Source organism: Mucilaginibacter hurinus (assembly GCF_003324525.1).
In the GTDB taxonomy this organism is placed as follows: domain Bacteria; phylum Bacteroidota; class Bacteroidia; order Sphingobacteriales; family Sphingobacteriaceae; genus Mucilaginibacter; species Mucilaginibacter hurinus.
Map to the genome: position 1 here is coordinate 287,591 of NZ_QGDC01000005.1, position 25,079 is coordinate 312,669.

The following is a 25,079-nucleotide window of genomic DNA, read 5'->3' on the forward strand; positions in this document are numbered from 1 at the left end:
AGAATCGTCATTGCGAACGATAGTGCGGCAATCTCTTTAGTAAGGTCGAATACGCTTAGCTTAAAAACTTGTCTCGTGCCTTCGCAATGACTTTGGGGAAATAATAGATGCGTACAAAAGAAGTTGATATTATCAAAAAAACGGTAAAACCACGTGTTAACGTGGTAACCCTTGGCTGCTCAAAAAACGTTTATGATTCAGAGGTTTTGGCGGGCCAGCTAAAAGGGAATTTTTTTGATGTTGTGCACGAGAGCGACAAGGTAAAAAGTGATGATATCATTGTAATAAATACCTGTGGGTTTATTGATAACGCCAAGCAGGAATCCATAGACACCATATTGCAATATAGTGAACTAAAGGAACAGGGTAAGGTAGGCAAGGTGATTGTTACAGGTTGCCTGTCTGAACGCTATAAGCCCGAACTTGAAGCAGAGATTACCAACGTTGATGCTTATTTTGGAACTAACGAGCTGCAAAACGTACTAACCAGCATTGGTGCTAACTACCGGCATGAATTGTTGGGCGAACGATTGCTGACCACACCTACCCATTTCGCTTATTTTAAAATAGCCGAGGGGTGCAATCGGCCGTGTTCATTCTGTGCCATACCGCTTATGCGTGGTAAGCATTTAAGCGAACCCATGGAGCAGTTGGTAAAAAACGCTCAAAATCTGGCAAAAAACGGCACAAAGGAGTTGATACTGGTAGCCCAGGATCTCACTTATTACGGACTTGACCTATACGGTAAACGTAACCTGGATGAATTGCTGCGCCGTTTGAGCGATGTACAGGGGATTGAGTGGATTCGTCTGCAATACGCTTATCCATCGGGTTTCCCCATGGAAATACTTGACGTGATGAACGAGCGGGACAATATTTGTAAATATATGGATATGCCGCTGCAACATATAACAGACAATATGCTGAAATCAATGCGCCGCGGCATCACCAAGCAAAAAACTATCGACGTGGTGAACGAGATACGTGATAGGGTGCCGGGTATAGCTATGCGCACAACGCTTATTACTGGTTACCCGGGCGAAACTGAGCAGGATTTTTACGAGATGCAGCGTTGGGTTGAGGATACACGTTTTGATCGTTTAGGTTGTTTCACATATTCGCACGAAGAAAAAACGCACGCGCATACCTTAGTAGACAGTGTGCCTGAAGAGGTAAAGCAGGCACGTGCCGATGCTATTATGGAAATTCAACAGGGTATATCATTTGAAAAGAACCAGGAAAAGATAGGCAACACCTATAAAGTACTGATTGACAAAAACGATGGCGAATACTTTGTGGGCCGTACCGAATATGATTCGCCGGAAGTTGACAACGAGGTGTTAATAGACGCAAGCCTTAACTATGCCGCCATTGGCCGTTTTGTTGACGTAAAAATTGACAATGCCGAAGACTTTGACCTTTATGGACGGATTGTAAAATAATTGAAACCTGCCAAACTTTTAGGTTAATGCTTTACTTTTGAGCAGATGGAAGTCAATTGTATAAGCTACAAGGATACCGGATTTTTCAGTGAAACGGTTAGCAATTACCTGGACGACGCGCCGGGTCTACGCCCTTTTTATAGCTACCGCCCCACTATCGAAGGCTTCAGGCAGATCCTTCAAACCAAAAATGTTATTGCCGATCGCAAGCTATTGGTTGATATTTTGATTGAGCAGTACGAGCGTAATGGAATAGCCTTTGATCAACTGCCGCTTCAGGGTGCCCGGGGGCTTGGTGAAGCAAACACTTATACCATAACTACAGGCCACCAACTTAATATTTTTGCCGGCCCGCTTTACTTCATTTATAAAATTGTAACCGCAATTAAGTTATCGCGGCAATTGAAGGAAGAATTCCCTGATAAAAATTTTGTACCCGTTTATTGGATGGCCAGTGAAGACCATGACTTTGCTGAAATAAACTATACCAATATAGGGGGTAAAAAAGTGCATTGGTGGTATGAAGCACAAGGGGCTACCGGCCGCATCAATCCGGACAGTATGCGCCAGGCGCTAAACCAGTATAAAGGGGTGCTGGGTATGGAAGGGCACGCTAATGAGTTGGCCGAAATTGTAGAAACAGCCTATACCAAATTTGACAAGCTTGCAGATGCTACGCGTTACCTTGTAAACGCCTTGTTTGGCCAGTATGGGTTAATAGTAATTGATGCCGATGACAAACGTTTTAAAAAACACTTTGCTAAAATAATTGAGCAGGATATTATTGAACAGCAAAGTTTTAAAAATATTGAGGCTACCAATAAGAAGCTACAGCATCAGGGCGTTGATATACAGGTAAATCCACGAGAAATAAACTTTTTTTACTTATTGGATGGTTTGCGTGAGCGAATAACATTTGATGGAGGCCGGTACAAGGTGCTCAACACTGAAATTGATTTTTCGGAAGAAGAGATTAAGCAGGAAATAATGGCCAACCCCGAGCGGTTTAGCCCCAACGTAGTAATGAGGCCGGTATACCAGGAGTGCATTTTGCCCAATATAGCGTACGTAGGCGGCGGCGCCGAGATTGTATATTGGCTTGAACTAAAATCGACATTTGACCACTACCATGTTGATTTTCCGATTTTGATACTTCGGAATTCGGCACTTATAATTCCTGAAAGAACGGCCGGTAAAATAGGGCGGATGAAACTAAGCCCTGTCAACTTGTTTAGGAGTACCGATGAGATAAAAAAATTATGGGTAAAAGCCCATAGCGAACACCGGCTGTCGCTTAATGACGAATGGCAGGAACTGCAAAGTGTATTTGAAAAGATAAAATCGCGTTTAGGTAATATAGATCCCACGCTAAAGCCCTCTGCCGAAGCTGCACAAGCACGGTTAAAACATGCTATTGATAACCTGGAAAAGAAACTTGTTAAGGCGGAAAAATTGAACTATAAGACGCGCCTTGAACAAATAGAGCAGATTAAGGCTGAACTTTTTCCGAAAAATAGTTTACAGGAACGTGCCGAGAATTTTGGCTTATTTTATGTTAAATGGGGACACGTTTTTATCGGCGAGTTGGTTAAACATTTTGAACCGCTCGACTTTAAATTCACGGTGCTCACCGAAAGTAATTAAAAGAAATTACTTATGCCATATACCCTCCAACAACTTACCGAGTTTACGCGGGATATTTTTAAAGCAATCGGCTGTAACCAAAAAGACGCCGCGTTGGCAGCTGATGTATTACTTAGATCAGATCTGCGTGGTATTGATTCGCATGGGATTGCACGGCTAAGCGGTTATGTGCGGTTATGGGAAAAAGGCCGTATTAATGTAATGCCGAATATTAAAATTGTGCATGAAACCCCTACTACGGCCACGGTTGACGGCGATGCAGGCCTTGGGCTGGTGGTTGCTCCTTTTGCCATGCAGGTAGCTATAGATAAAGCTGAAAAATACGGTTCGGGCTGGGTATCGGTACGCAACTCAAATCATTTTGGTATTGCAGGCTACCATGCATTGATGGCTGTGGAAAAAGACATGATAGGCTTCGCGATGACCAATGCCAGCCCGCTGGTTGCACCAACATATTCAAGTGAGCGCTTGTTGGGAACAAACCCCATGTGCTACGCATTTCCGGCGGGCGACTATCCACCGGTGGTAGTGGATATGGCAACGTCTGCAGCAGCTAACGGCAAACTGGAAATAGCGCAGCGGTTAGGCAAACAGGTGCCCGAAGGCTGGATACAGGATAAAACAGGCGCTATTACAACTGATCCGCATGCGTTAAAAAGCGGCGGTTCGTTATTACCCCTTGGGAGTGATGCAGAACACGGCAGCCACAAAGGTTTTGCGTTAAGTGCAACCGTTGATATCTTATCGGCGGTGCTGTCGGGCGCTAATTACGGGCCATGGGTGCCTCCATTTGTAGCCTTCCTGGAACCCCCGTCTGACCCCGTTGGTTTAGGTATCGGTCATTTTGTAGGCGCTATGCGTGTAGACGGTTTCAGGCCGGTAAATGAATTTAAAGCCGATATGGATAACTGGATAAAACGCTTTAAGACTTCGCAAACAATCAACCCTTTACAAAAGGTTATCATACCCGGCGAACCTGAACTTGCTGCGGAAATCGACAGAACAAAAAACGGCATCCCGTTAGTGGACGCCGTTGTGAAAGATTTAAATGATTTAGCTTTAAAGTTTAAAATCAACCCTCTGCGGTAGCATTAGTCTATTCCCTGGAATAACCTGCTCCATCGTATTTTGTTAAAGAACGAGCCATTGGTGTCCCAACTCATCCAGATGAAAAGGGCTTTACCTACTATATGGTCTTCAGGCACAAAACCCCAGTAACGGGAGTCGGCTGAATCATGACGGTTATCGCCCATCATCCAATAGTAGTTCATTTTAAACGTATAAGTGTCAGCTTTTTTACCATTGATAGTTATTTGATTGCCGGTAACCTGTACCTGGTTGTTTTCATACACGGCTATTGCACGCTGATAAATAAGTATATTGGTGCTGTCTAACTTAACAGTCCATCCCTTTTTCGGTATAATAACCGGGCCGTAATTATCAGCGTTCCACGGGAAATTGTTATCGTCAGGAAAAAGGGTATAATAAGGCTCTACCAACCCTTTTGGCGCGATAACCTCACTTACAGATTTTATACCGGTATATCCACGGAGCTTTTTTGCGCTAGCAGCTGTCATGGCCAGATAACCATTTTCTTTAACGGTTATATTTAATTCATCAATTATCTTAGGATTGAACGGCCCGCCGTCATCTGTGGTAACCACATAGTCCGTTTGCGCTTCAGGCGGGTTCTCAGCAGCTTTTCCATTGATAAACACCTGTGCATCAATTACGCTGAGCGTGTCGCCAGGCTCGCCCTGGCAGCGTTTAATGTAGTTTTCACGTTTATCTACCGGCCGGTAATAAGGTGAGTCGGCCTCAATAGGATAGTTAAACACCACCACATCACCCCGCTTAACATCCTGGAAACCCGGCAAACGGTAATAAGGAAGCTTAATCAGTTCTGAATAAGCTTTAGTACCTATAACCGGCATGGTATGATGCGCGAAGGGGAAGGCTAACGGCGTCATAGGCATCCTCGGCCCATAATTAACTTTACTCACAAACAAGAAGTCGCCAACCAGCAATGAGCGTTCCATTGATGGAGTTGGTATGGTGTAGGCTTCAATAAAAAGCGTGCGTATTAACGTAGCCGCTATAACCGCAAAAATAATGGCATCAGTCCACTCGCGGGCGGCGCTTTTCTTTGTCTTTTTTGTATTTCTTTTCTTCCAGAATCTCCAGTTCATTCTATGTAATATAACTGTTTAGATATCAAAGTTAAACATGTCGGCTGCCGTATAAAACCCCTTTTTATCTTTTATCCACTCGGCAGCCAGCACAGCACCTAAGGCAAAGCCGTTGCGGTTATGGGCGGTGTGCTTAAACTCAATAGTATCAATTTCTGAATCGTAAATTACGGTGTGCGTACCGGGTATGCTATCTATCCTCAACGATTCTATTAATAACTGATCTTTTTTTATCGTGTCGTTATCGGGTGTCCCGTCTGTTACAAGCACGTTGGCCCATTCTTTTTTTGAGTCAAGATTATCAATAATTCCCTCCGCAATAGTAATGGCAGTGCCACTTGGCGAATCCAGTTTTTGAGTATGGTGAATTTCTTCAACCTGCACGTCATAGTAAGGATACCTGTTCATCACCTTAGCCAGCAACTGGTTTATTTTAAAAAATACATTTACGCCAACACTGTAGTTTGATGCATAAAGCAAGGTGTTGCCACCTTCTTCGCATTGTTGTTTTATCCTTGGGATTTCGTCATACCAGCCCGTTGTGCCAACTACAATTGGTATGCCCGCTTTAAAGCACGCGTTAATATTACCCAGTACCGATGCAGGCATGGTGAAATCAATGGCCACGTCAGCTTTTTGCAGGTTTTCGGCAGTAAGGTCGTGCAGGTTATCGTAATCTATGGTCAATACAATTTCGTGTTTACGGTCAATGGCGATTTTTTCAATAATCTTGCCCATTTTACCGTAACCTAATAATGCAATCTTCATCAAGTGTATATTTGTGTTAGCTGATAGAAGTTATACTCTTATCAAAACGTAAAGGTAAGCTTTATGCCCGGAATATAGGCATTGTTAAAATTGCCCGCATACATAGGCTGGCTGATTAGTCCCGGGTCTATTCTGAAAGACAGGTCGTCATCCATCGTGTAAGAGTGTATAAACTTGGCGTCAATATAAGCATCTATCATTTGTATGCCCCAGGCTCCTAAAACCCCCAAAATACTCAGGTCGCGGTTGCGCCTGTAGCCGTTTACCGAGTTTTCAATAAAGTCTGTCGGTGCCTCGGCATATTCCTGAAACTCTTTATAATACTTAGCTGTAGGAGCAGGCACCTGTCCTTTGCGCCTGTATTGGGCTATAGCCAAAAACTGGTTATAATACTTTTGGTTAAACACAATAGCCGAACCCAAAAGGCCTAACCCGGTGTAAATAATCGGAACCTTCCACCATTTTTTGTTATAAACCTGCCCCCAGCCGGGTATCATAAGCGAACGCATAACCGCTTTATGCGGACTATGCAGGCTGTCGGGGTAGTACCTTTTTTCTTTGGTTATTTTGGGAACAAACGCGGGCGATGTAACGGCGTCTTCTTTTATAGTAGCGCTGTCAATAGCTGGTTTTACGGTTGTAGTATCCGGATCCTGCGCTTTTGCAGCAAAGCCGAAAAGTACAAGCAGGGTTACAAAAAATACAAAGTGTTTATACATGTTACCAATCAAGCATTTCGAGAATGCGGTTCAGGTCATCCTCAGACAGAAACGGTATTTCAATTGTCCCCTTGCCCTGGCTGTTCATTTTTAACTTTACTTGCGTGCTAAATTTAGTTGCCAGCTCATCCTGTACCTTTTGTACCTGGTAGCTTAATGGTTCGGGTTGCTTGCCTTCCTTTTTAACAGGATTGCGCTGCATGTCTCTCACCATCTCTTCCGTTTTACGAACGGAAAGATCATGCTGAATAATATAATTATGGAAAAATAATTGTTGTGCGGCATCTTCAATGCCTATAAGTGCCTTGGCATGCCCCATTGTAATTTCCCCGTCGCGCAGCGATGCTTGTATAGAAGGCGGCAGCTTTAACAACCTGAGGTAATTGGTAACGGTTGAACGGTTTTTGCTTACCCGGTCGCCCAGTTCTTCCTGCTTCAGGCTGCACTCATCTATCATCCGCTGAAAACTTAATGCTACCTCAATAGCATTGAGGTTTTCGCGCTGTATGTTTTCAATCAGCGCCATCTCCAGCATCTGCTGGTCATTAGCCGTACGTATGTAAGCCGGCACTTCAGTTAATCCGGCCAGTTTTGAAGCGCGGAGGCGCCGCTCTCCTGATATAAGCTGGTACTTACCGGCAGCAACACGCCTAACCGTAATAGGCTGTATAAGCCCCTGCTTTTTAATTGAGTCAGAAAGTTCGGCCAGTGCCTGTTCTTCAAACTCGGTACGGGGCTGAAAAGGGTTAACTTCTACCTGCTCTATCTTTATATCATTAACAGAACCCAGCTTGTTTACTTCGGCAGGTTGGGCAGGGGCATTTTTTTTATTAGGAAGAACGTTTTCAGAATCATTTAGCAGCGCGCTAAGTCCTTTACCCAGGGCTTTTCGTTTTTCAGCACTCATCTATCTATACAGTTTCTGTTGTTTCCTGGAGTTCATTTTTAACCAGCCCGTTTTTGCGTACTATTTCGCGGGCAAGATTCAGATAATTAATAGCGCCTTTGCAATTTGCATCATGCATAATTACAGAAATACCAAAGCTTGGCGCTTCGCTTAACCGGGTGTTCCGCTGAATAATGGTATCAAAAACCATATCTTCAAAATGCGTGCGAACTTCTTCAACGACCTGGTTTGACAGGCGGAGCCTTACATCGTACATGGTTAACAATATACCCTCAATTTCAAGTTCGGTATTAAGACGCGATTGTACGATTTTAATGGTGTTAAGCAATTTGCCCAAGCCTTCCAAAGCGAAATATTCACATTGTACAGGTATAATTACTGAATCGGCTGCAGTTAAAGCGTTGATGGTGATAAGCCCTAATGACGGAGAGCAGTCGATGATAATAAAATCATATTCATCGCGTACGCTGTCAAGCACCAGCTTCATTTTATACTCGCGCCCGCTCAGATTTATCATCTCTATTTCGGCACCTACAAGATCGATGTGCGCAGGCAGCAGGTCTAAAAAAGGAGTATCAGTTTTTTGAATTGCCTCGTGCGGATCTATCTGGTTTATAATGCATTCATAAATGCTGTTTTTTATGTTGCGAGGATCAAAACCAATACCTGAAGTTGAGTTCGCCTGGGGGTCAGCGTCAACCAGCAATGTACGGTACTCCAGCACAGCTAAACTTGCCGCCAGGTTAATTGATGAAGTAGTTTTACCCACACCACCCTTTTGATTGGCCAATGCAATTATTTTACTCATTATATATTTTTACTTTACAATAGATTAGAATAACGAATAATAGGAATGGAAATTTCTACCTTCGTACAATTTACCGGATGCTAAGATAAACAATAAAACCGTTGAAAAATCCACAGTAAAGGGCAACTTACAAACATATTTGCGAATTATTTGGTGAATGAGTGTTTTACAAAGGGAGTTGTTATTGTTAACACTTCAATGGCATTTATTGATTGATTATAAATACAAATTATGCATTCACCCAGCTTACAGCCACTATAAAAATGATCACTATTATATCTGCAACAAACCGTGCCGGAAGTTCAACATTAAAATTATCGCAGTATTACCAGAAACGGTTAACTGAAAAAGGCGAGCAGGCGCAAGTACTATCCTTAGAAGATTTGCCCGCGACGTTAATAGCTACCGACTTGTATGGTGCGCGAAGCGAGGCCTTTTTGCCGATACAGCGTGTTGTTACCGATACATTGAAATTCATTTTTATCATACCCGAATATAACGGCAGTTTCCCTGGCGTACTTAAAGTATTTATGGATGCCTGTGCTTTCCCGGAGAGTTTTTATGAAAAAAAAGCGGCCCTGGTGGGCGTGTCATCGGGTAAATACGGTAATATCCGTGGGGTTGACCATTTTACAGGTGTTTGTAATTACATGCACCTGCATGTGATGCCGCTTAAAATTCATATACCTGCTATCCACAAAGAAATTGATAATGAGGGCAATATTTTTAACGCCGATACATTACGCTACACCGAGGAGCAGATAGATAAATTCATCAGGTTTTGATAGCTGCCGGAAGCGATGGCGTTACACTGCGGCCAACACGGTTGGTAAATCCTTGCCGGCAATAGTGTATTTCATGTGATCAACCAGGTATAAAATGTTATGCTCACGCATAAACAAACTGCGGTACCCGGGGTTTATTAGGTATATAAAACAACCATGAAAAAGACTTTCTTTGTTTTTGTTACCGTAGCCGGATTATTTGTGGCAGGTTGCTCGGGAGATAAAAAAGCCAATCATAACCAGGCAGACACTACTGTAAGTGCCAGCAGTCAGCAGGTGAAGTTACCAGCACCTTATGCTACAAAATCAACCACAAAATACAGTAATGTAATAGGGTGGCCGCAAGGTAAAATGCCCATAGCGCCGGAGGGTTTTATGGTGAGTTTGTTTGCCGATAGCCTGCGTAACCCACGCAATATTTATGTAGCCCGTAATGGCGATATATTTGTATCAGAGGCGAATACCGAAGCCAAAGGCATAAAAAAGGTAGGTGCCGCAATAAAAGGTGTTGCTAAGTCACAAAACCTTGGCGAAAGTGCTAATGATATACTTTTGTTCAGGGATGTTAACGGAGATGGAAAGCCTGACCTGAAAACGGTTTTTTTAACCGGACTTAACCAACCATATGGTATGCTTGTGCTGGGTAACTGGTTTTACGTAGCCAATACAGATGGTATCTGGCGCTATTCATATAAAAAAGGACAAACCAAAATAAATGAACCCGGCGAAATGATATTGTCGCTGCCTGCCGGCGGCTACAACAACCATTGGACACGCAACCTGATAGCTAACAGAGACGGCAGCAAAATATACATAGCCGTAGGCTCGGGCAGTAACGTGGGCGAGCATGGTATGGAAAACGAAAAACGCAGAGCCAATATACTGGAGATAAATCCGGATGGTACCGGCGAGATTATTTTTGCGGCCGGTTTGCGTAACCCGGTAGGTATGGATTGGGAACCGGGAACGCAAAAGCTTTATACAGTGGTTAACGAGCGTGATAAACTGGGTGACGGTTTAGTGCCTGACTACCTGACCGGAGTTCAAAAAAATGGCTTTTACGGGTGGCCTTACGCTTACTTCGGTACCCATGAAGATCCATCCTTTAAAGGAAAAAAAGACACTGAATTGATCAGGAATACCATTACGCCCGACCTTGCTCTGGGTTCACATACAGCGTCATTGGGAATGGCCTTTTATACCGGCAACAAATTTCCTGCAAAATACCAGGGCGGTGCATTTATCAGCCAGCATGGCTCATGGAACAGTTCGCAGCTGGTAGGATACAAGGTGCTTTACGTACCATTTAAATCTGGTAAGCCGCTGGGTGACACTGAAGATTTTTTAACAGGCTTTATAGCAGACCCTGAAAAAGGGGAAGTATACGGTAGGCCGGTAGATGTAGCCATTTTAAAAGATGGCAGCATACTGGTAACTGACGATACATCTAATAGGATTTGGCGGGTATCAGCTAAATAATTATCACCAGAAGAGAGCCCCTGATGGCATTAACCGCACCCGTCTTGTCCGTTTGTTTATTTGTGCGAAAAATAGGTTTGACGGCTATTATAGTTCTTTACGCCATCGTTAATGCAAGTGCTCAGGATAATAATGAAATGCTTGCAGACACTACTAGAGGTTTGCTCAATGAAGTTACCATAAAGGGCTACCTATCTGAGCAGCCCGTTTTAAATACCCCATCTTCAGTAAGTGTAATAAATTCTTCGCAACTGGCGTTACAACCATCTACCTCCTTTGTCGCTGCCCTGAATACAGTTCCGGGCATCCGGGCCGAAGAACGATCACCGGGGAGTTATCGACTTTCTATACGCGGAAGTTTATTGCGTTCACCATTTGGCATACGTAACATAAAAGTTTATTATGATGAGCTGCCGTTTACTGACGCCGGCGGTAACACATACCTGAATGCTATTGATGTTAACAGCATTAATAATATTGAGGTACTAAAAGGGCCCGATGGCAGTTTATTCGGTGCCAACTCGGGTGGTGTAGTTATACTTAACCCTTATGCCGGAGCCGACAATAGCTACGTAGCTGCCGGGGTAAATGCAGGATCGTACGGCCTGTTTCATCAAAAAAGCGCTGTACAGCAACAATGGCACAATAATACGCTAACAATTAAACAGGCTTATCAAAGCTATGGCGGTTACCGTCAAAACAGTTATATGTACCGGCACTTTATAAATGTTGCTAACCGGTTTACATACGGCAAAAATGAATTGAAGGCACTCGGGTATTATTCAGACCTGAATTACCAGACGCCGGGGGGGCTTACATTAACGCAAATGGAAGCAGATCCGCGTTCCGCCCGGCCGCAAGCGATAGCGCAGCGAATAGGCATCAGGCAAAAAATGTTGTATGGAGGTTTGGTAAATAACTGGCATATAAGCCGGCGGTTAAAAAATGTAGCAGCCGTTTATGGCAGCCGGGTTGATTTTGTAAATCCGTTTATAACTAACTATGAGGAGCGCGATGAAAATACGTATGGCTTACGTACTTATTTTGAGTGGACGGCTGTGCCCCGTCCTAACTTCGACTGGCAGGTGAATGCCGGTGTTGAGTGGCAGCAAACCAATGCCCTTATCAGCAACTACGATAATAACGCAGGTATTAAAGGTGATGCACAAGCGATAGACTGGGTAAACAGCAATCAGCATTTTATATTTACGCGTTACGTAGCTACATTTTATAAACGCCTGCATATTGAGGCCTCACTTAGTTTAAATTATTTTAGCTACAGGTTTAAAAATGCCTTTCCCTTAGCGCAAAAGGCCTTTGATACCCGCGATTTCAAGCCCCAATTAATGCCTCGCCTTGCTATGTCGTACAAACTAACTAATAATTTTGTGTGGCGTGCAACGGTTAGCCGGGGCTATTCAACGCCAACTATAGCAGAAGTACGGACGAACAATAACATGGTGAACACGGCGCTTAATGCCGAGCTTGGCTGGAATTACGAAACAGGCTTCAGGTTACGCAACAGCGACGAAAGTACTTTTCTTGACTTTTCAGTTTTTTACTACCGTCTTCAAAGCGCCATAGTTCGCAGGCTTCAGGACGAAACGGAGTATTACATCAATTCGGGAAGTATTAAGCAACCCGGTGCCGAGGTGTATTTTAGCAGCTGGTTATACAGGCAAGGTGCCGGCCTGTTTAAAGCAGTGCAGTTTAACACCGCTTATACGTTGAGTAGATATACTTTTGAGAATTATACGGCAGGCGCCACGGATTATTCAGGCAATAAACTTACGGGTGTGCCCGGCCATGTGCTGGTAAGCAGCGTGCAGGTTTTGCTGCCCCTGGGTTTTGCAGTTTTTATTCAGCATAATTTTACCGACCGCATCCCGCTTAACGACGCTAACACATATTACGCTAGTAAGTATCATTTGCTGCAAGCGCGCGCAACTTGGCGACAGCTTATTGGTAAAGCCCGGTTAGAGATATACGCCGGTGCCGATAACCTTCTCAACCAGCGATATAGCCTGGGTAACGACTTAAATGCATTTGGTAACCGCTATTATAACCCGGCCGCCTTACGAAATTACAACGTGGGGATTAACGTTGTTTTATAATGCTTTATAAATTGAACAGTGATATATGATGTAAAAAGCTGTTAGCAACATGCAATAAGAGTATGCTGGCTGTGCCTAAAAAAATTATCTTCGTGGCTGCATCGCAATTATAACCCATGATTTTGCTGACTTTTTTTATCGGCCTGATAGCCAACTTTATTGGTTACATACCTCCCGGGAATATTAATCTCACGCTGGTGCAAATAACTATAAACAGGGGTTTTAAGCATGCTATACAGTTTATCACGGCATTTTCCATCATTGAGTTCTTTTTTACCTTCTGTATTATGCACGCGGCTAAGTGGCTGTCGGCGCAGGCGCGGCTTGATACAATAATTGATTGGGTAATGACGGTTCTCTTTGGCACGCTGGCCGTTGTAACCTGGATAAACAGGAATAAGCCACCCAAAACCAAATATTCCGGAGCGGCCAGCATAAGGTTGGGTATACTGCTCGGGGTTTTCAATCCGATGCAAGTGCCGTTTTGGATGGTAACAGGCACTTACCTTATCACCCATCAATGGATATTGGATGGCAATACTGCGCTTGTTATTTTTAGTTTAGGATCTGCGGCAGGTTCTTTTCTGTGCCTTTACCTGTACGCCCGGTTCGCGCAATACATACAAAGTAAATTCGCGTTAAGCACCCGGCTCATCAATATAAGTATAGCCGCACTTTTTGCAACTTTCGCGTTGTATCATATTTTTAAGCAGGTCTATGTAGTTTATTTTAAGTAAAGAAGGTCACTTTAACGCAGGAGCAGACGCAGCTCTAAGACCTTTATTTAGCACTGCCTTTCAAATTCCATATTTTTTCTGCTTTACGCCCTATAAACCAAAAAGACATCGCCAGTATCGTAAAAAACAGCGTGTGGTTCACATGCTCCCACAGGTATTCAAAATACTTGGTGTAAATGAGTATTAACAAAAACGTGATGCCAAATTCGCGCGCGATAGCGTCCTTACTTTTTAAGCCAAACCATAAAAAGCCACCGGCAACGGCTGCCGCAATAACACCCCAATAGAACAAGCTGATCTGCTTAATCTTCCACCAGGTATCCATATTGCCTAAATTGCCGAATATACTGAGCAGCCACAATGAAAGAAACAGATACAGCATCCCTGCAACGTAGGTAAGTTCCCAAAAACGTTCAAACCACTTTTTATTTTTAAGCGCCTGGCATGCCGCAACCAGCAGTGCGCCAAAAGCAACAAAACGCAAGGGATAATTCATGCCCAGGAAGTAGTCGGCCCACCGGGTTTGGTAACCGGTTTCGGTACCGAACCAGCTACCCAATGATATAAGCGCAAAAAGCCATATCAGGCCCGAATCCATACGCCATGCAAGCACACCGTATACCAATACTGATAAAAGGAATAACAGCGAATAGTGGCCGGAACCGTTATCAAACGTTTTACCCAAATAAGCAACGCAGCACGCGGTAAACAACACACCGGTAAATACCAGTGCTTCATTGCTGAACACCTGCTCTGGATAAAGCCGCTCGCGCCTGCGACCGAAGTAATAAAACAACGCAGCACTAATGCCAGACAGGATGCTGATAACTATATCGGGCGTATTATATAATTTTTTTAACCAGTTTATAACCGCATCATCGATAATGAGGGAGCCGACGGCGATCATGCCGCATACCAGCGCTATCCAAAACGAATACTTGGCCAGCCGCATCCAGTCGAAGCCCTTAACCTCATATGATGCACGCAGTTTAGCAGCCTGTTCAGTGTCAACCAGACCACCCTTTTCCCAATGGCTGATGGTCTCATCCAAAAAGGTGCTTTCCTGTTTATCAAGGTTGAGCTTAGGCATAAGGTTTCAATTGAACGCTGTTGTTTATAACTTAGTATAAATGCAATGCAAGCCTAAAAATCCAACTCCAAAACCGCCTGCCTGTCTTTGGCTAATTGCGTGGTAAGATCATCAAGCGAGTTAAATTTTATATCGCCGCGTACAAAGTGATAAAAATCCATGCGGATCCGCTTACCATATACTTCTGCATCGAACTCAAAAATATTAACCTCGATATTGCGGGTTACACCGTTAACCGTAGGCCGGTGGCCTATATAAGCCATGCCTTTATATTCCCGTCCATCGATGTGCACTTTTACAGCGAATATACCGTCGGCCGGTATGAGTTTATAACGCTCTTCAATTAAAATATTCGCCGTTGGATAGCCAATCTTTCTTCCAATTTGATCTCCCCGTATGACAATGCCGGTAATAAAAAAAGGATAACCGAGGAATGCGTTAGCATGTTCAATGTCGTTATTCAATAAAGCGTTACGTACGCGTGTTGAGCTTACGGCTATTTCATTAATATCCTGTTCCGGTATCTCCACTACCTCAAAACCGTACAACGGCCCCAGGCGCAGCAAATCGGCCAGGCTGCCCGCGCGGTCCTTGCCAAAGTGATGATCGTACCCAATCACTATCTTTTTGGTGCCTATTTTGCTTACCAGCACATCCCGGATATAATCTTCTGGAGATTGATTAGAGAAGTCGCGCGAAAAGGGAGTGATTATCAAATGATCTACGCCAAGCTGCTCAAGTAATGTGGCCTTTTCATCAATGGTGTTGATAAGCTTAAGGCTATCATCCTCAGGGTATAATATCATTCGCGGGTGCGGAAAAAAAGTCAATATTACTGTTTCGCCACCCGTAGCAGCCGCAAGTTCTTTTATGCCTGAAATAATTTTACGGTGACCAAAATGTACGCCATCAAACGTGCCTATGGTAACAACGGCGTTGTTTACCGCTTCAAACTCATCTATATGATGGTATATCTTCATTAGTGCACAAAGTTATGCTTTTTGAATGTCGGAATTTGGATGTACAATTCGATTTTGTATCCCGATTGTAACTACTTACCAATTTTCAGCTCCCTGATAATAGTTACCATTTCCATGACTTCCCGGGCATCTTCAATTTTAAAGTTGCCGCTGCGTGTGCGTCGCAGGCGTGACAGATAGGCACCATTATTAAGTGCGGCACCAAAATCATGCACAAGCGACCGGATATAAGTGCCTTTGCTGCATACAACCCTAAAGTCAATTTCAGGTAACTCGATACGGGTTATTTCAAATTCGGTGATAGATACAAAGCGCGGGCGTCGTTCTACCTCCTCGCCGCGGCGCGCCTTTTCATACAGCCGTTCACCATCTATTTTTATGGCTGAGTGTGCGGGCGGATATTGCTGTATGTCGCCGGTGAATTGTTTTGTAGCAGCGTGTACCTGCTCGGGTGTAACGGCGCTGATATCAAATCTTTGGTCCGCTTCGGTTTCCATGTCATATGACGGAGTTGTAGCCCCAAGAGTCATGGTACCGGTATATTCCTTTTCTTCGGCCTGAAAGGTGTCTATCTGTTTAGTCATTTTACCGGTACAGATGATAAGCAGCCCGGTAGCCAGCGGATCAAGTGTGCCGGCGTGGCCAACCTTTAGCTTTAGCGGCTTAAAAGCGTTGCGGATTTTACCTACCACATCAAAACTTGTCCATTTGTAGGGCTTATTGATGAGTAGCAGCTGTCCTTCGGCAAATTCTTGTATATCGGTATAATGTTCCTTCAAAATGTGTATTTAAATGCAAATAGCGATAGAAGTTCGTATCTATCGCTATTCGTTATCCGTGTAAATGCGACTTAAATTACCTCCAGCGGTACTTTAGCTATGTACAAACCGATAATAATAGCACCTACAATAATGCGGTACCAGCCGAATAGCTTAAAGCCTTTTTTCTCTAAAAATGTAATAAATGTGCGTATGGCCAGCATGGCTACAATAAATGCAACCACGTTGCCAATAATAAGTAATTGTATCTGGTCGCCGGTAAAGCTGTTCCCGTCTTTAAAGAAGTCCAGCATTTTTTTTGCGGTTGCAGCAAACATGGTTGGTACTGCTAAAAAGAAAGAAAATTCCGCAGCCGCGGTACGTGTTAGTTTTTGAGACATGCCGCCAATAATAGTTGCAGCAGAGCGCGAAACACCCGGCACCATTGCTATACATTGAAAGAAGCCGATTTTAAGCGCCGTAACGAATGTAATATCCTCTTCTTTCTCAACCATTGGCTGGTTAAACAGCTTGTCTACAAATAAGAGAAAAATGCCGCCGATAAACAGCGTTATACCTACGGTTAAAGCGCTTTCCAGCAGTGCATCAATTGTATCGCTTAATAGCAAACCAAATATCGCGGCGGGTATAAAGGCCACAAATAACTTAAGGTAAAACCGGGTAGATTGAAAAAAGCGTTTAAAGTATAATACAACCACCGAAAGGATGGCGCCAAATTGAATAGCTATAGTAAACAATTTTATAAACGGATCTGAAGCGATGCCCATTGCAGATGAAGCAATGATCATGTGTCCTGTTGATGATACCGGCAAAAATTCTGTTAATCCCTCTATAATGGCCAGGATGATAACATGAATAATATCTGTCATGCTTTACGCCTTCGGTTTTCTTAATATGGCTACAAAGCCCAGCCCGAAACCTGCAAGTACCACTATGGGTGCTATTACAATTTTAGTTGTGCTGTAAATATCAGTTGTGCCCGACATTAGAAAAAACCCCAAAGCCACAACAACGATGCTTATAATAAATAACTTATAATTGTTTTTATCAAAAATAAACTGTGCCGGCGTTTCGGGAGAGGTTGTATTTTTTGCTGCCGGAGTTGCTCTGTAAGCAGAGGTTGTTTTTTGTGCCATGCGTATAATTACTGATTATTAAATGTAAGGATAGTTAAGCGCGAAGATTTAATCGATGACTTATCCGCGGAATTCTATCACCTGTACAGATCGTATATTTTTAATTTTAAAAATTTATTTACTGCCAAAGAGGTGCTGATGCCCGATATTAATACCCCTATACCTATAACTATCAAAAACACCAACCCAAATTCGGTATAGCTTTGCAGCACCACAAGATCAGGTATTTGAGTTTGAGCAAAATAAAGGGTGCCCATTAATATAATAATGGCTATTAAGCCACCTAACAAGCCATGCCATATACCATAAGCGATAAACGGACCACGAATGAATGACTTGGTAGCGCCCACCAGCTGCATTGATTTTATCAGGAATCTTTGCGAGTAAATAGCCAGGCGGATAGTGTTATTAATCAGCGCTACGGATACAACTACAAATATCCCGGCAAACGCAAGTATTACCAGGCTTATTGATGCCAGATTTTGGTTCATCTGGTCAACTAATGATTGCTGGTACTTTACTTCCTTAACCATTGGGTTTTTCAACAGTTGGGCTTTAAACTTTTCAATACCTGCATTAGTGGTATAATCAGCTTTCAAATAAACATCAAGTGATTGCGAAAGCGGGTTATAGCCTAAAAATTTAACGAAGTCTTCACCCAGATCTTTTTGCAGGTTACGGGCCGCCAGCTCTTTACTTACATATTGCGTTTGCTTCACCATAACGTTGGCGTCGAGCTGTTTTTGCAACTCAAGTACGTCAGGTTCATGCGCAGCATCATCAACAAAAATATTAAGTACTATATTTTCTTTTACATAGCGCGACAGGTTGTTGGCATGTACCAATATAAGGCCAAGCAGCCCTATCATAAGCAATACCATAGCCAGGCCAAATACAGTTGATATGTATATTGATTTGGTTTTTTTTGCTGCCGTACTTACTTCAAATTCTTCCATTAAACTCCAGATTTCGGGATGTTAGATATGCAATCTGAAATAACATGTTTATTTCAAGACTCATGCGAAGTTAACAAACGCGGCATAAAGGTAAAAGTTTATTCTGTTATTAAATGCCTTTAGCAAGCCGATACATGCACGTTTAACAAAAATTAACGGTTGAGGCTTGTACACCTCACACGAACAATCTTAAAAAGCCCTTGTTATACCAGTATGACAAAGCCAGCAAATTCAACTGACAAACCATCGCCATCTGATACACCTACAAAAAGACCTGACGATGATGGCGGCGAAAGCAAAGTGCGCAAGGAAGATAAACAATACCACGCCGATGAGCCGCATGATGAAAACGTTGCCAAAAAACGGGAAAGAGAAGAGCAACCCGTTGAGGCGATAAAGAACCCACCCAATGAAAAGGGTATGGATGAAGGTAAAGTTCAGCCAGATTAATTTCCCCCTTGCGGTGGTATGCCCTTAGGTGTCATTGGCATATCGCGAATCTCTTTTCCGGATCAATTTTGATAAAAAATAATTTTATCACCATGAAAAGGAAATTTGTACTGTTTTGCCTGCTTTGCACATTTGCTGCCAAAAGCCTGATAGCGAAAAACGACCCCGGGAACACCGCCGCCTACAATACGGTAATTAATGATTATATAAGCTGCCACATGAGCGCCGACGGTAAAAAACTGAACCGCCTGCTGCACGATGATGCCAGTTTTAAAATTCCACGCGGCGAAAAGGTAATGGTCCAAAATAAATCAAACCTTGTTGCCCAAATGCGTAGGGAAGCCGGTATACAACAAAACTGTGCTTCTGATTACGAGTTGTTGGCCGAAAGTGATGCGCTGGTAATTGCCAGGGTTGATTTTACATACGGCAGTACTACCCAAAGTAATTACTTAATTATTGAAAAAAATGCGGACAAGGAATGGAAGATAACACAGGTATGCAAGTTTTTTAAGGATCCGCAAAAGAACAGTTCGCCTGTTACGGCCAACAATCCGTTGTAAAGTGAGGCTGCAAATACCCCCTCCCGCATACTAGTATAAAAAACTATAATCACCCTGTAAGGGTGATTTTTTTTATATTGAATAACTTTACTTTAATGGACTATTACCGGCTAACGCCGTCAGTATTTAACGGGAAAAGAATATTGGATACATTTTATAGTAAAACGAAGTATTGGCTTATTGCAGCTTTTAGCATACTTGTCATCGTATCAACTAATTGTACAAGCACTTATGCTCAAAAATACAATTTTACACATTATGACATTGAAGATGGCCTTATACAATCGCAGGTAAATACACTGTCGGAGGATAGTGAAAACAGGTTATGGATAGGCACATTAGGCGGCGTGTGCCGTTTTGACGGAAGTGGCTATTTCACCTTTTCAAAAGCCTCCGGCCTGCCTAATAATTTTGTTTATTCTGTTTTTAATGATGCCGCGGGCAACTTGTGGGTTGGTACGCACAGCGGGTTGTCGAGGTATAAAAATGGCAAGGTTTACAACTATCCTGTCCCGCCCGAATTTAAAAGCGCCTGGGTAACTCAAATTGTACAAGATGGTAAAGGCGCTATCTGGTTGCTCATGGACAGGCGGCTTTTCCGCATACACGGAAAAAAAATGATCCATGTAAATATAACCGGAAAAGATGAATCAGTAAATGCGCTTACTGTTACCAGGCAAGGCGTACTGCACGCGGCGGTATATAAAGCAGGGGTTTACACTTTACAGGATAAAAAGTGGGCGGCGTACCTGCCTGCTACCGGCGTTTATAACGACATTCAAATAACGCGCATGTTATTTGACCGTAAAGACTCACGCACACTCTACTTGCTCACGCCTAAAGGTGTGCTTGTTGCAAAAGCAGGGCTGTTAAGGCAAATGGTACCCAGCCCGGGTTTAGGCGGTGAAAAAAAGAACCTGCTTTTTAATGCATACTGCCTTAGCCTTGAGCAGGATGCCGATAACAATATTTGGGTGGGTACGGATAAGGGGGCATATTATTTTAAAAATGGCACTTATACACACTTTACGGCCGAAAATGGCTTGTCTGACAATCCGGTAACTTACATCTATAAAGACAAAAGCGATAACTTATGGTTGGCGACTTCAGGCAGCGGCATATTTAAGTATGAGGGCGATGCATATGTTACTTATAATGACATTAATGCCATCAACAACCCGGTAATAATGGGCATTGCCCGGGGAAAAAATAACGGCATTGTATTGGGTACGGATATTGGCTTACTTAAGTATTCTGCCAACGAATTTAAACCTGTGGTAAAGCCGGGGTTAGAGCGGGTGCAAAACCTATTCAGAGACAGTAAAGGAAATGTTTGGGTAGGATCGCGCGGGGCATGGAGATATGACGGCGAAACGGCTGAACTTATAAAAGGTACCGAAAGGCACACTGTACTTAATTTTGCTGAGGATAGCAACGGTGTGATATGGATGGCTACCTCTATGGGCTGCCTTTATTACAAGAATAATGTAATAAAAGCGCTTGAGAACAACCACATATTTATTTCGTCATTACTGCACCTGGGTAACGACTCCGTACTTGTTGGCATGCAGGAGGGCGTGACGCTGATTGTTAATAAGCAGTTTGTTAAGGATTTTAAATTGCCGGCCGTATCCAATTCGTCTATATTTTCAATGATAAAGAGCAGGAATGCCATTATAATTGGTACAGATGATAAAGGGCTTTTTGTATGGGATAGAAAGAAAAACATCGTAAAAAATTATACTGATAGAAACGGCCTCAAATCAAATGCAGTGTACTCGCTTGCGGTTGATGATAACGACGTTATTTGGGCGGGTACAGGCAGAGGCGTTAACCGCCTGGCGATAAACTATCAAACCATGGACTGTAAGGTCTTATCAAACCAATATGCCAATGATTTGGTATATGAATCCAATCAAAACGCGATATTATATCATAACAACAAGGTTTACATAGGAACCGCTAAAGGGCTGTCGGTTTATAATACAAAAACTGTGGCAGCCAAAGAAACCGCTCCGTATATATTAATAAAGCAGGTAAATCTTTTCAAAAACGGTAAAGGCGAAAAGGGCGTGTTAACCCCGGCAACTACCGGCCTTAAATTAAACGCCGATCAGAACCACCTTTCTATTTCGTTTTTGGGAGTTTATTTACGGGACCCTTCAAAAGTATCTTATCAGTACAGGCTAACCGGCCTCGAAGAAAAATTTTCGCAGCCGGTAAAAACCAATGCTGTTGATTACCCGGCGTTGCCACCGGGTAAATACACGTTTGAGGTTCGTGCAGTAAGTCCGGAGGGTGTACTTTCGGCCAATACCGCGCGTTTTAGTTTTGAAATTGTACCTCCATTTTACCGAACCACCTGGTTTACCATACTTGCCGTTGCACTGGTAATATTGCTAATTATTGGCTTGCAAAACCTTTGGCATCATAACAAAAAACAACGTGAACGAACCATCGAAGCTATAAAGCACGAAGAAAAGCTAAAAATAAGGCAGCAAACAGCTGAGGATTTCCATGACGATTTGGGCAACAAGCTTACCCGGATCACTGTATTGTCTGAAATGCTGGATGTACAAATAGCTAAAGATAAGCCGGAACAACAGAAGTTAGTAGAACAGATACGCCAGAATGCGATATCGTTATACAACGGAACAAAAGATATTTTATGGGCGCTTGATCCTAAAAGCGATAACCTTTATGAAACCTTAAAATATATTGAAGAACTGGGCATAGAGCAGTTCAGGGATATAGGTATAAACTTTAAGTGTGAAGGGGTAGATGATGAATTTAAGCATGTAAAACTCACTATGGAGTACAACCGCAACATCACCATGATATTTAAAGAATTGATGAATAATGTGCTTAAACATGCAGACGCCAGGCTGGTAACCCTTAAAGCCAGCCGGCGGAATAAAAGTGAAATGGTTATAAGCTTGTCTGACGATGGAAAAGGATTTGACTGTAAACAGGCGTCAAAGGGACATGGCCTTAAAAATATAAAAACCAGGGCCGCCAGGATAAACGGCGAGCTAATGGTTTATTCAATAATAAACGGCGGTACCAATATATCGCTGCATTTTAGCATAAACACTAACACACTATCATGAGCCGCGATATACGTGTAACTATAATTGAAGATGACGAGACGATAAGACAGGGCTATTCATTTTTAATTGGCACCACTGATGGTTATGAAGTAGTGAGTGCATACGGATCATATGACGATGCAGCAAAGAAACTTGCCGGCGATAAACCTGACGTTATCTTGCTGGATATTGAGATGCCGGGGACAAACGGAATTGACGCTATCCCTAAAATAAAGAAACAGCTGCCCCAATGCTTTGTATTGTTATTAACTGTTTATGAATCAGAACAGCAGATATTTAACGCGCTTGCCAATGGGGCGTCAGGTTATCTTACTAAAAATACGGCCTCGGCACGCATCATCGAATCTATTAGGGAGGTAAAAGATGGCGGCGGACCAATGAGTGTAAACATAGCAAAGTTGGTGATCAGGTCGTTTCAAAAAAACCAGGAATCGCCCCTTTCAAAACGCGAAACGCAAATACTTGAATTAATAGCCGAAGGCAAGAACCGTACGCAAATAGCCAGGGATTTGTTTATCGACCCTGAAACCGTACGCAGCCATGTGAAAAATATTTACGTTAAGTTAGATGTGAACTCACGCGCTGACGCCATAAAGACTGCACGCAAAAATAAACTCATATAATCAGTATCGAACCCGGGCACAAGTATCCGGCTTTGAAATCCAATGGTTATGGCAGTAGTATGTTTGTTATAGCCTCTACTTCCTTATTTGCTCGCTTTAATTTTAACTACAAATTTTCGTTAAAATCCCCCTGCGTGGGGGATACCCATTGCATAAGCACCATTTATCTTTGATACATCAGAAGTTATTACTGACCGGCTTCTGTATCCAATCAACCCACCTGAATTTCAAACAACACTTTTATTGGCGAAACTCTGGTGTTTTTTAACAAGCCGGCAATGATGTAACAGATGAGACTAAAATATATCCCGGTATACGCGGGAAGTTTTGAAGAACAATTAAGTTTTTACACAGACAAATTGGGTTTTAAAATAGTTAGTAAAATTCCTTTTTATGAAGGTGCTGAATGCACTTTACTTGAAACAGGTAATTATGACGTATTATTAGCTATTTCAAAGCGTAACCTGCACACCAATTTAAAAAGTTGCATTATACTTAATACTGATGATTGCCTTAGCGACCACCATACATTGAAAGCTTTGGGGGTGGAGTTTTTTACTGAACCGCAATACCAGCCTATTGGCTTGGTAGCAGAATTTACCGATCCGTGCGGAAACAAGTTTGTATTACTGGAAGAACGGGACTATAACAATTAATGGTTTATGGATTACTCGCGTACACTACGTAATAACAATAAAATATACTGCCGTACTACCAGCAAGCAAAATGAATTGCAATGCTGCGACGACTTTAATATTAGGTTTGTGTTGAGTGGCAGCGAAAGTTATCACCTGGGCAGGCGCCACCTATCAATTCACCCCGACTCATTTTTAATACTAAATAAGGGCACGCAGTATGCCAGCAGCGTATTATCAAATGATCCGGCACGTACCTTCTCAATAAACTTCGACCAGAAATTTCTTGTTGACTTTAAGAACTGCTGGCTGCAGAAGCATGACCGGCTTTTGAACAGGCAATGTTTTTCTCAAAAAATAGAGGAGGAGTTTAACGAAACCATCTATCCCTTCAGAGGCGATATAAAGTACAATATTTTTCACCTTAAAAGCCATTTGGATAATGGTGTGCAGGATGAGTTGCTTATCAATGAATATTTGCATCACTGTCTTATAAATTACTATAAGATTTATAATGACGAGATATTTGAAAAGGCCGAAAAACTGAACTTTTTGAACAGTAGTACACGTGTTGAAATTTTGCGCAGGCTTAATCTGGCCAAAGAGTACCTGTACAGCAACTTTAACACCAATGTAACCTTAGAGGATTTGGCCGAACATGCTTGCCTGTCTGTAAATCATTTACTGCGAACGTTTAAACAAGCCTTTAACTTAACCCCACATCAATTTTTAATTCAATTGCGTTTGCAACGGGCACAATTACTGCTTAAAACTACTCCTTACTCTATAAACGAAATAGTAGGCATGGTGGGTTTTGAATGCCCCAGCTCATTCATACGCCTGTTTCGTACACATTACAAGGTAACCCCACTAAAGTTCAGGAAAAATGCCTGAACATGATTTGTAATCCATCCTTCGGTCTAACCCATCGCAGCAGATAAGCTACTTACACCAGCCCTGATTTACTGCAACTTCTATGATATGCGAAAATTATCATAATGGTGATTATCGCATATCCCGGTATGCAGGTATTTCCGAAAATTACATTGAGCATTTACCACTAATATGCTTCCGGGGACGGTCTACGTCCGCATACGCTAACAAAATGCATATGGAAAAAAATCATCCTACATAACTAAGCTTCATTTAACCAAGCGCAGCCCGG

Annotated in this window: 24 protein-coding genes; 13 read left to right on the plus strand and 11 right to left on the minus strand. The window is 42.7% G+C overall.

All coding sequences use genetic code 11. From position 1 onward, the window contains the following. Window positions 1-107: 107 nt before the first annotated feature. Genes rimO through DJ568_RS10725 form a run of 3 tightly spaced genes read left to right on the plus strand, consistent with a single transcriptional unit; the run spans window position 108 to window position 4,175 of the window. The gene (gene rimO, locus DJ568_RS10715) at window positions 108-1,442 is read left to right on the plus strand and encodes a 30S ribosomal protein S12 methylthiotransferase RimO (RefSeq protein WP_114005265.1); all 1,335 of its coding nucleotides are present in this window, start codon (window positions 108-110) and stop codon (window positions 1,440-1,442) included. A 45-nt stretch (window positions 1,443-1,487) separates the two neighbouring features. Continuing rightward, window positions 1,488-3,086 (plus strand): bacillithiol biosynthesis cysteine-adding enzyme BshC, encoded by a 1,599-nt coding sequence (gene bshC, locus DJ568_RS10720; RefSeq protein WP_114005266.1) that lies wholly within the window; start codon window positions 1,488-1,490, stop codon window positions 3,084-3,086. A 12-nt stretch (window positions 3,087-3,098) separates the two neighbouring features. After that, on the plus strand, window positions 3,099-4,175 hold the full coding sequence (locus DJ568_RS10725) for an Ldh family oxidoreductase (RefSeq protein ID WP_114005267.1): 1,077 nt from the start codon (window positions 3,099-3,101) through the stop codon (window positions 4,173-4,175). A gap of 2 nt (window positions 4,176-4,177) precedes the next feature. Here DJ568_RS10725 and lepB read toward each other — a convergent pair whose 3' ends face one another. Genes lepB through DJ568_RS10750 form a run of 5 tightly spaced genes read right to left on the minus strand, consistent with a single transcriptional unit; the run spans window position 4,178 to window position 8,477 of the window. Next, window positions 4,178-5,275: a signal peptidase I gene (gene lepB / locus DJ568_RS10730; protein ID WP_114005268.1), complete on the minus strand. Its 1,098-nt coding sequence runs from the start codon at window positions 5,273-5,275 to the stop codon at window positions 4,178-4,180. Between the two features lie 18 nt (window positions 5,276-5,293). Next, window positions 5,294-6,043 (minus strand): 4-hydroxy-tetrahydrodipicolinate reductase, encoded by a 750-nt coding sequence (gene dapB / locus DJ568_RS10735; protein WP_114005269.1) that lies wholly within the window; start codon window positions 6,041-6,043, stop codon window positions 5,294-5,296. A 41-nt stretch (window positions 6,044-6,084) separates the two neighbouring features. Continuing rightward, window positions 6,085-6,762 (minus strand): DUF5683 domain-containing protein, encoded by a 678-nt coding sequence (locus DJ568_RS10740; protein WP_114005270.1) that lies wholly within the window; start codon window positions 6,760-6,762, stop codon window positions 6,085-6,087. Between the two features lies 1 nt (window position 6,763). After that, on the minus strand, window positions 6,764-7,669 hold the full coding sequence (locus DJ568_RS10745) for a ParB/RepB/Spo0J family partition protein (protein WP_114005271.1): 906 nt from the start codon (window positions 7,667-7,669) through the stop codon (window positions 6,764-6,766). A gap of 4 nt (window positions 7,670-7,673) precedes the next feature. Next, window positions 7,674-8,477: a ParA family protein gene (locus DJ568_RS10750; RefSeq protein WP_114005272.1), complete on the minus strand. Its 804-nt coding sequence runs from the start codon at window positions 8,475-8,477 to the stop codon at window positions 7,674-7,676. 263 nt (window positions 8,478-8,740) lie between these two features. On the opposite strand from DJ568_RS10750, the gene DJ568_RS10755 reads away from it, so the two are divergent. The 4 genes from DJ568_RS10755 (at window position 8,741) to DJ568_RS10770 (ending at window position 13,592) form a co-directional block, all read left to right on the plus strand. Beyond that, window positions 8,741-9,262: an NADPH-dependent FMN reductase gene (locus DJ568_RS10755; protein WP_114005394.1), complete on the plus strand. Its 522-nt coding sequence runs from the start codon at window positions 8,741-8,743 to the stop codon at window positions 9,260-9,262. 156 nt (window positions 9,263-9,418) lie between these two features. Beyond that, on the plus strand, window positions 9,419-10,741 hold the full coding sequence (locus DJ568_RS10760; RefSeq protein ID WP_114005273.1) for a PQQ-dependent sugar dehydrogenase: 1,323 nt from the start codon (window positions 9,419-9,421) through the stop codon (window positions 10,739-10,741). A gap of 23 nt (window positions 10,742-10,764) precedes the next feature. Continuing rightward, the gene (locus DJ568_RS10765; protein ID WP_114005274.1) at window positions 10,765-12,855 is read left to right on the plus strand and encodes a TonB-dependent receptor; all 2,091 of its coding nucleotides are present in this window, start codon (window positions 10,765-10,767) and stop codon (window positions 12,853-12,855) included. A gap of 116 nt (window positions 12,856-12,971) precedes the next feature. After that, window positions 12,972-13,592, plus strand: a complete 621-nt coding sequence (locus tag DJ568_RS10770; protein WP_114005275.1) for a LysE family translocator — start codon at window positions 12,972-12,974, stop codon at window positions 13,590-13,592. Between the two features lie 43 nt (window positions 13,593-13,635). Here DJ568_RS10770 and DJ568_RS10775 read toward each other — a convergent pair whose 3' ends face one another. The 6 genes from DJ568_RS10775 to DJ568_RS10800 form a co-directional block, all read right to left on the minus strand. After that, a complete protein-coding gene (locus tag DJ568_RS10775) occupies window positions 13,636-14,682 on the minus strand; it encodes a DUF2157 domain-containing protein (protein WP_114005276.1) in 1,047 nt (348 codons plus the stop codon). Window positions 14,683-14,735: 53 nt separating this feature from the next. Further along, complete coding sequence (locus tag DJ568_RS10780; RefSeq protein WP_114005277.1) at window positions 14,736-15,662, minus strand: bifunctional riboflavin kinase/FAD synthetase; 927 nt, start codon at window positions 15,660-15,662, stop codon at window positions 14,736-14,738. 71 nt (window positions 15,663-15,733) lie between these two features. Beyond that, window positions 15,734-16,441, minus strand: a complete 708-nt coding sequence (gene truB, locus DJ568_RS10785; RefSeq protein WP_233496676.1) for a tRNA pseudouridine(55) synthase TruB — start codon at window positions 16,439-16,441, stop codon at window positions 15,734-15,736. Window positions 16,442-16,512: 71 nt separating this feature from the next. Next, window positions 16,513-17,310, minus strand: a complete 798-nt coding sequence (locus DJ568_RS10790; RefSeq protein ID WP_114005278.1) for an undecaprenyl-diphosphate phosphatase — start codon at window positions 17,308-17,310, stop codon at window positions 16,513-16,515. Between the two features lie 3 nt (window positions 17,311-17,313). After that, window positions 17,314-17,577, minus strand: a complete 264-nt coding sequence (locus tag DJ568_RS10795; RefSeq protein WP_114005279.1) for a DUF3098 domain-containing protein — start codon at window positions 17,575-17,577, stop codon at window positions 17,314-17,316. Window positions 17,578-17,654: 77 nt separating this feature from the next. Further along, a complete protein-coding gene (locus DJ568_RS10800; RefSeq protein ID WP_114005280.1) occupies window positions 17,655-18,533 on the minus strand; it encodes a cell division protein FtsX in 879 nt (292 codons plus the stop codon). Window positions 18,534-18,746: 213 nt separating this feature from the next. Here DJ568_RS10800 and DJ568_RS10805 point away from each other — a divergent pair, with 213 nt between their 5' ends. The 6 genes from DJ568_RS10805 to DJ568_RS10830 all read left to right on the plus strand — a co-directional run bounded on the left by DJ568_RS10805 (window position 18,747) and on the right by DJ568_RS10830 (window position 24,808). Next, window positions 18,747-18,983, plus strand: a complete 237-nt coding sequence (locus DJ568_RS10805) for a hypothetical protein (RefSeq protein WP_114005281.1) — start codon at window positions 18,747-18,749, stop codon at window positions 18,981-18,983. A 92-nt stretch (window positions 18,984-19,075) separates the two neighbouring features. Continuing rightward, window positions 19,076-19,546 carry a nuclear transport factor 2 family protein gene (locus DJ568_RS10810; RefSeq protein ID WP_114005282.1) on the plus strand — a complete coding sequence of 157 codons (471 nt, stop codon included), beginning with the start codon at window positions 19,076-19,078 and terminating at the stop codon, window positions 19,544-19,546. 95 nt (window positions 19,547-19,641) lie between these two features. Further along, window positions 19,642-22,656, plus strand: coding sequence for a ligand-binding sensor domain-containing protein (locus DJ568_RS10815; protein WP_114005283.1), 3,015 nt, complete (start codon window positions 19,642-19,644; stop codon window positions 22,654-22,656). After that, window positions 22,653-23,279, plus strand: coding sequence for a response regulator transcription factor (locus DJ568_RS10820; RefSeq protein WP_114005284.1), 627 nt, complete (start codon window positions 22,653-22,655; stop codon window positions 23,277-23,279). The genes DJ568_RS10815 and DJ568_RS10820 overlap by 4 nt, the downstream gene beginning before the upstream one ends. A 290-nt stretch (window positions 23,280-23,569) precedes the next feature. Beyond that, window positions 23,570-23,935 carry a VOC family protein gene (locus DJ568_RS10825; RefSeq protein ID WP_114005285.1) on the plus strand — a complete coding sequence of 122 codons (366 nt, stop codon included), beginning with the start codon at window positions 23,570-23,572 and terminating at the stop codon, window positions 23,933-23,935. A gap of 6 nt (window positions 23,936-23,941) precedes the next feature. After that, on the plus strand, window positions 23,942-24,808 hold the full coding sequence (locus DJ568_RS10830) for a helix-turn-helix transcriptional regulator (protein ID WP_114005286.1): 867 nt from the start codon (window positions 23,942-23,944) through the stop codon (window positions 24,806-24,808). The last annotated feature ends 271 nt before the right edge of the window (window positions 24,809-25,079 follow it).

What these genes read in the sequence shown, in the direction of transcription:
- DJ568_RS10805 (WP_114005281.1), top strand. Translation starts at nt 18,747, where the DNA reads ATGACAAAGCCAGCAAATTCAACTGACAAACCATCGCCATCTGATACA.
- DJ568_RS10755 (WP_114005394.1), top strand. Translation starts at nt 8,741, where the DNA reads ATGATCACTATTATATCTGCAACAAACCGTGCCGGAAGTTCAACATTA.
- DJ568_RS10775 (WP_114005276.1), bottom strand. Translation starts at nt 14,682, where the DNA reads ATGCCTAAGCTCAACCTTGATAAACAGGAAAGCACCTTTTTGGATGAG.
- DJ568_RS10750 (WP_114005272.1), bottom strand. Translation starts at nt 8,477, where the DNA reads ATGAGTAAAATAATTGCATTGGCCAATCAAAAGGGTGGTGTGGGTAAA.
- DJ568_RS10780 (WP_114005277.1), bottom strand. Translation starts at nt 15,662, where the DNA reads ATGAAGATATACCATCATATAGATGAGTTTGAAGCGGTAAACAACGCC.
- DJ568_RS10800 (WP_114005280.1), bottom strand. Translation starts at nt 18,533, where the DNA reads ATGGAAGAATTTGAAGTAAGTACGGCAGCAAAAAAAACCAAATCAATA.
- DJ568_RS10815 (WP_114005283.1), top strand. Translation starts at nt 19,642, where the DNA reads ATGGACTATTACCGGCTAACGCCGTCAGTATTTAACGGGAAAAGAATA.
- DJ568_RS10790 (WP_114005278.1), bottom strand. Translation starts at nt 17,310, where the DNA reads ATGACAGATATTATTCATGTTATCATCCTGGCCATTATAGAGGGATTA.
- DJ568_RS10830 (WP_114005286.1), top strand. Translation starts at nt 23,942, where the DNA reads ATGGATTACTCGCGTACACTACGTAATAACAATAAAATATACTGCCGT.
- DJ568_RS10795 (WP_114005279.1), bottom strand. Translation starts at nt 17,577, where the DNA reads ATGGCACAAAAAACAACCTCTGCTTACAGAGCAACTCCGGCAGCAAAA.
- bshC (WP_114005266.1), top strand. Translation starts at nt 1,488, where the DNA reads ATGGAAGTCAATTGTATAAGCTACAAGGATACCGGATTTTTCAGTGAA.
- DJ568_RS10745 (WP_114005271.1), bottom strand. Translation starts at nt 7,669, where the DNA reads ATGAGTGCTGAAAAACGAAAAGCCCTGGGTAAAGGACTTAGCGCGCTG.
- DJ568_RS10725 (WP_114005267.1), top strand. Translation starts at nt 3,099, where the DNA reads ATGCCATATACCCTCCAACAACTTACCGAGTTTACGCGGGATATTTTT.
- DJ568_RS10765 (WP_114005274.1), top strand. Translation starts at nt 10,765, where the DNA reads ATGGCATTAACCGCACCCGTCTTGTCCGTTTGTTTATTTGTGCGAAAA.
- DJ568_RS10740 (WP_114005270.1), bottom strand. Translation starts at nt 6,762, where the DNA reads ATGTATAAACACTTTGTATTTTTTGTAACCCTGCTTGTACTTTTCGGC.
- lepB (WP_114005268.1), bottom strand. Translation starts at nt 5,275, where the DNA reads ATGAACTGGAGATTCTGGAAGAAAAGAAATACAAAAAAGACAAAGAAA.
- dapB (WP_114005269.1), bottom strand. Translation starts at nt 6,043, where the DNA reads ATGAAGATTGCATTATTAGGTTACGGTAAAATGGGCAAGATTATTGAA.
- DJ568_RS10760 (WP_114005273.1), top strand. Translation starts at nt 9,419, where the DNA reads ATGAAAAAGACTTTCTTTGTTTTTGTTACCGTAGCCGGATTATTTGTG.
- rimO (WP_114005265.1), top strand. Translation starts at nt 108, where the DNA reads ATGCGTACAAAAGAAGTTGATATTATCAAAAAAACGGTAAAACCACGT.
- DJ568_RS10825 (WP_114005285.1), top strand. Translation starts at nt 23,570, where the DNA reads ATGAGACTAAAATATATCCCGGTATACGCGGGAAGTTTTGAAGAACAA.
- DJ568_RS10770 (WP_114005275.1), top strand. Translation starts at nt 12,972, where the DNA reads ATGATTTTGCTGACTTTTTTTATCGGCCTGATAGCCAACTTTATTGGT.
- DJ568_RS10810 (WP_114005282.1), top strand. Translation starts at nt 19,076, where the DNA reads ATGAAAAGGAAATTTGTACTGTTTTGCCTGCTTTGCACATTTGCTGCC.
- DJ568_RS10820 (WP_114005284.1), top strand. Translation starts at nt 22,653, where the DNA reads ATGAGCCGCGATATACGTGTAACTATAATTGAAGATGACGAGACGATA.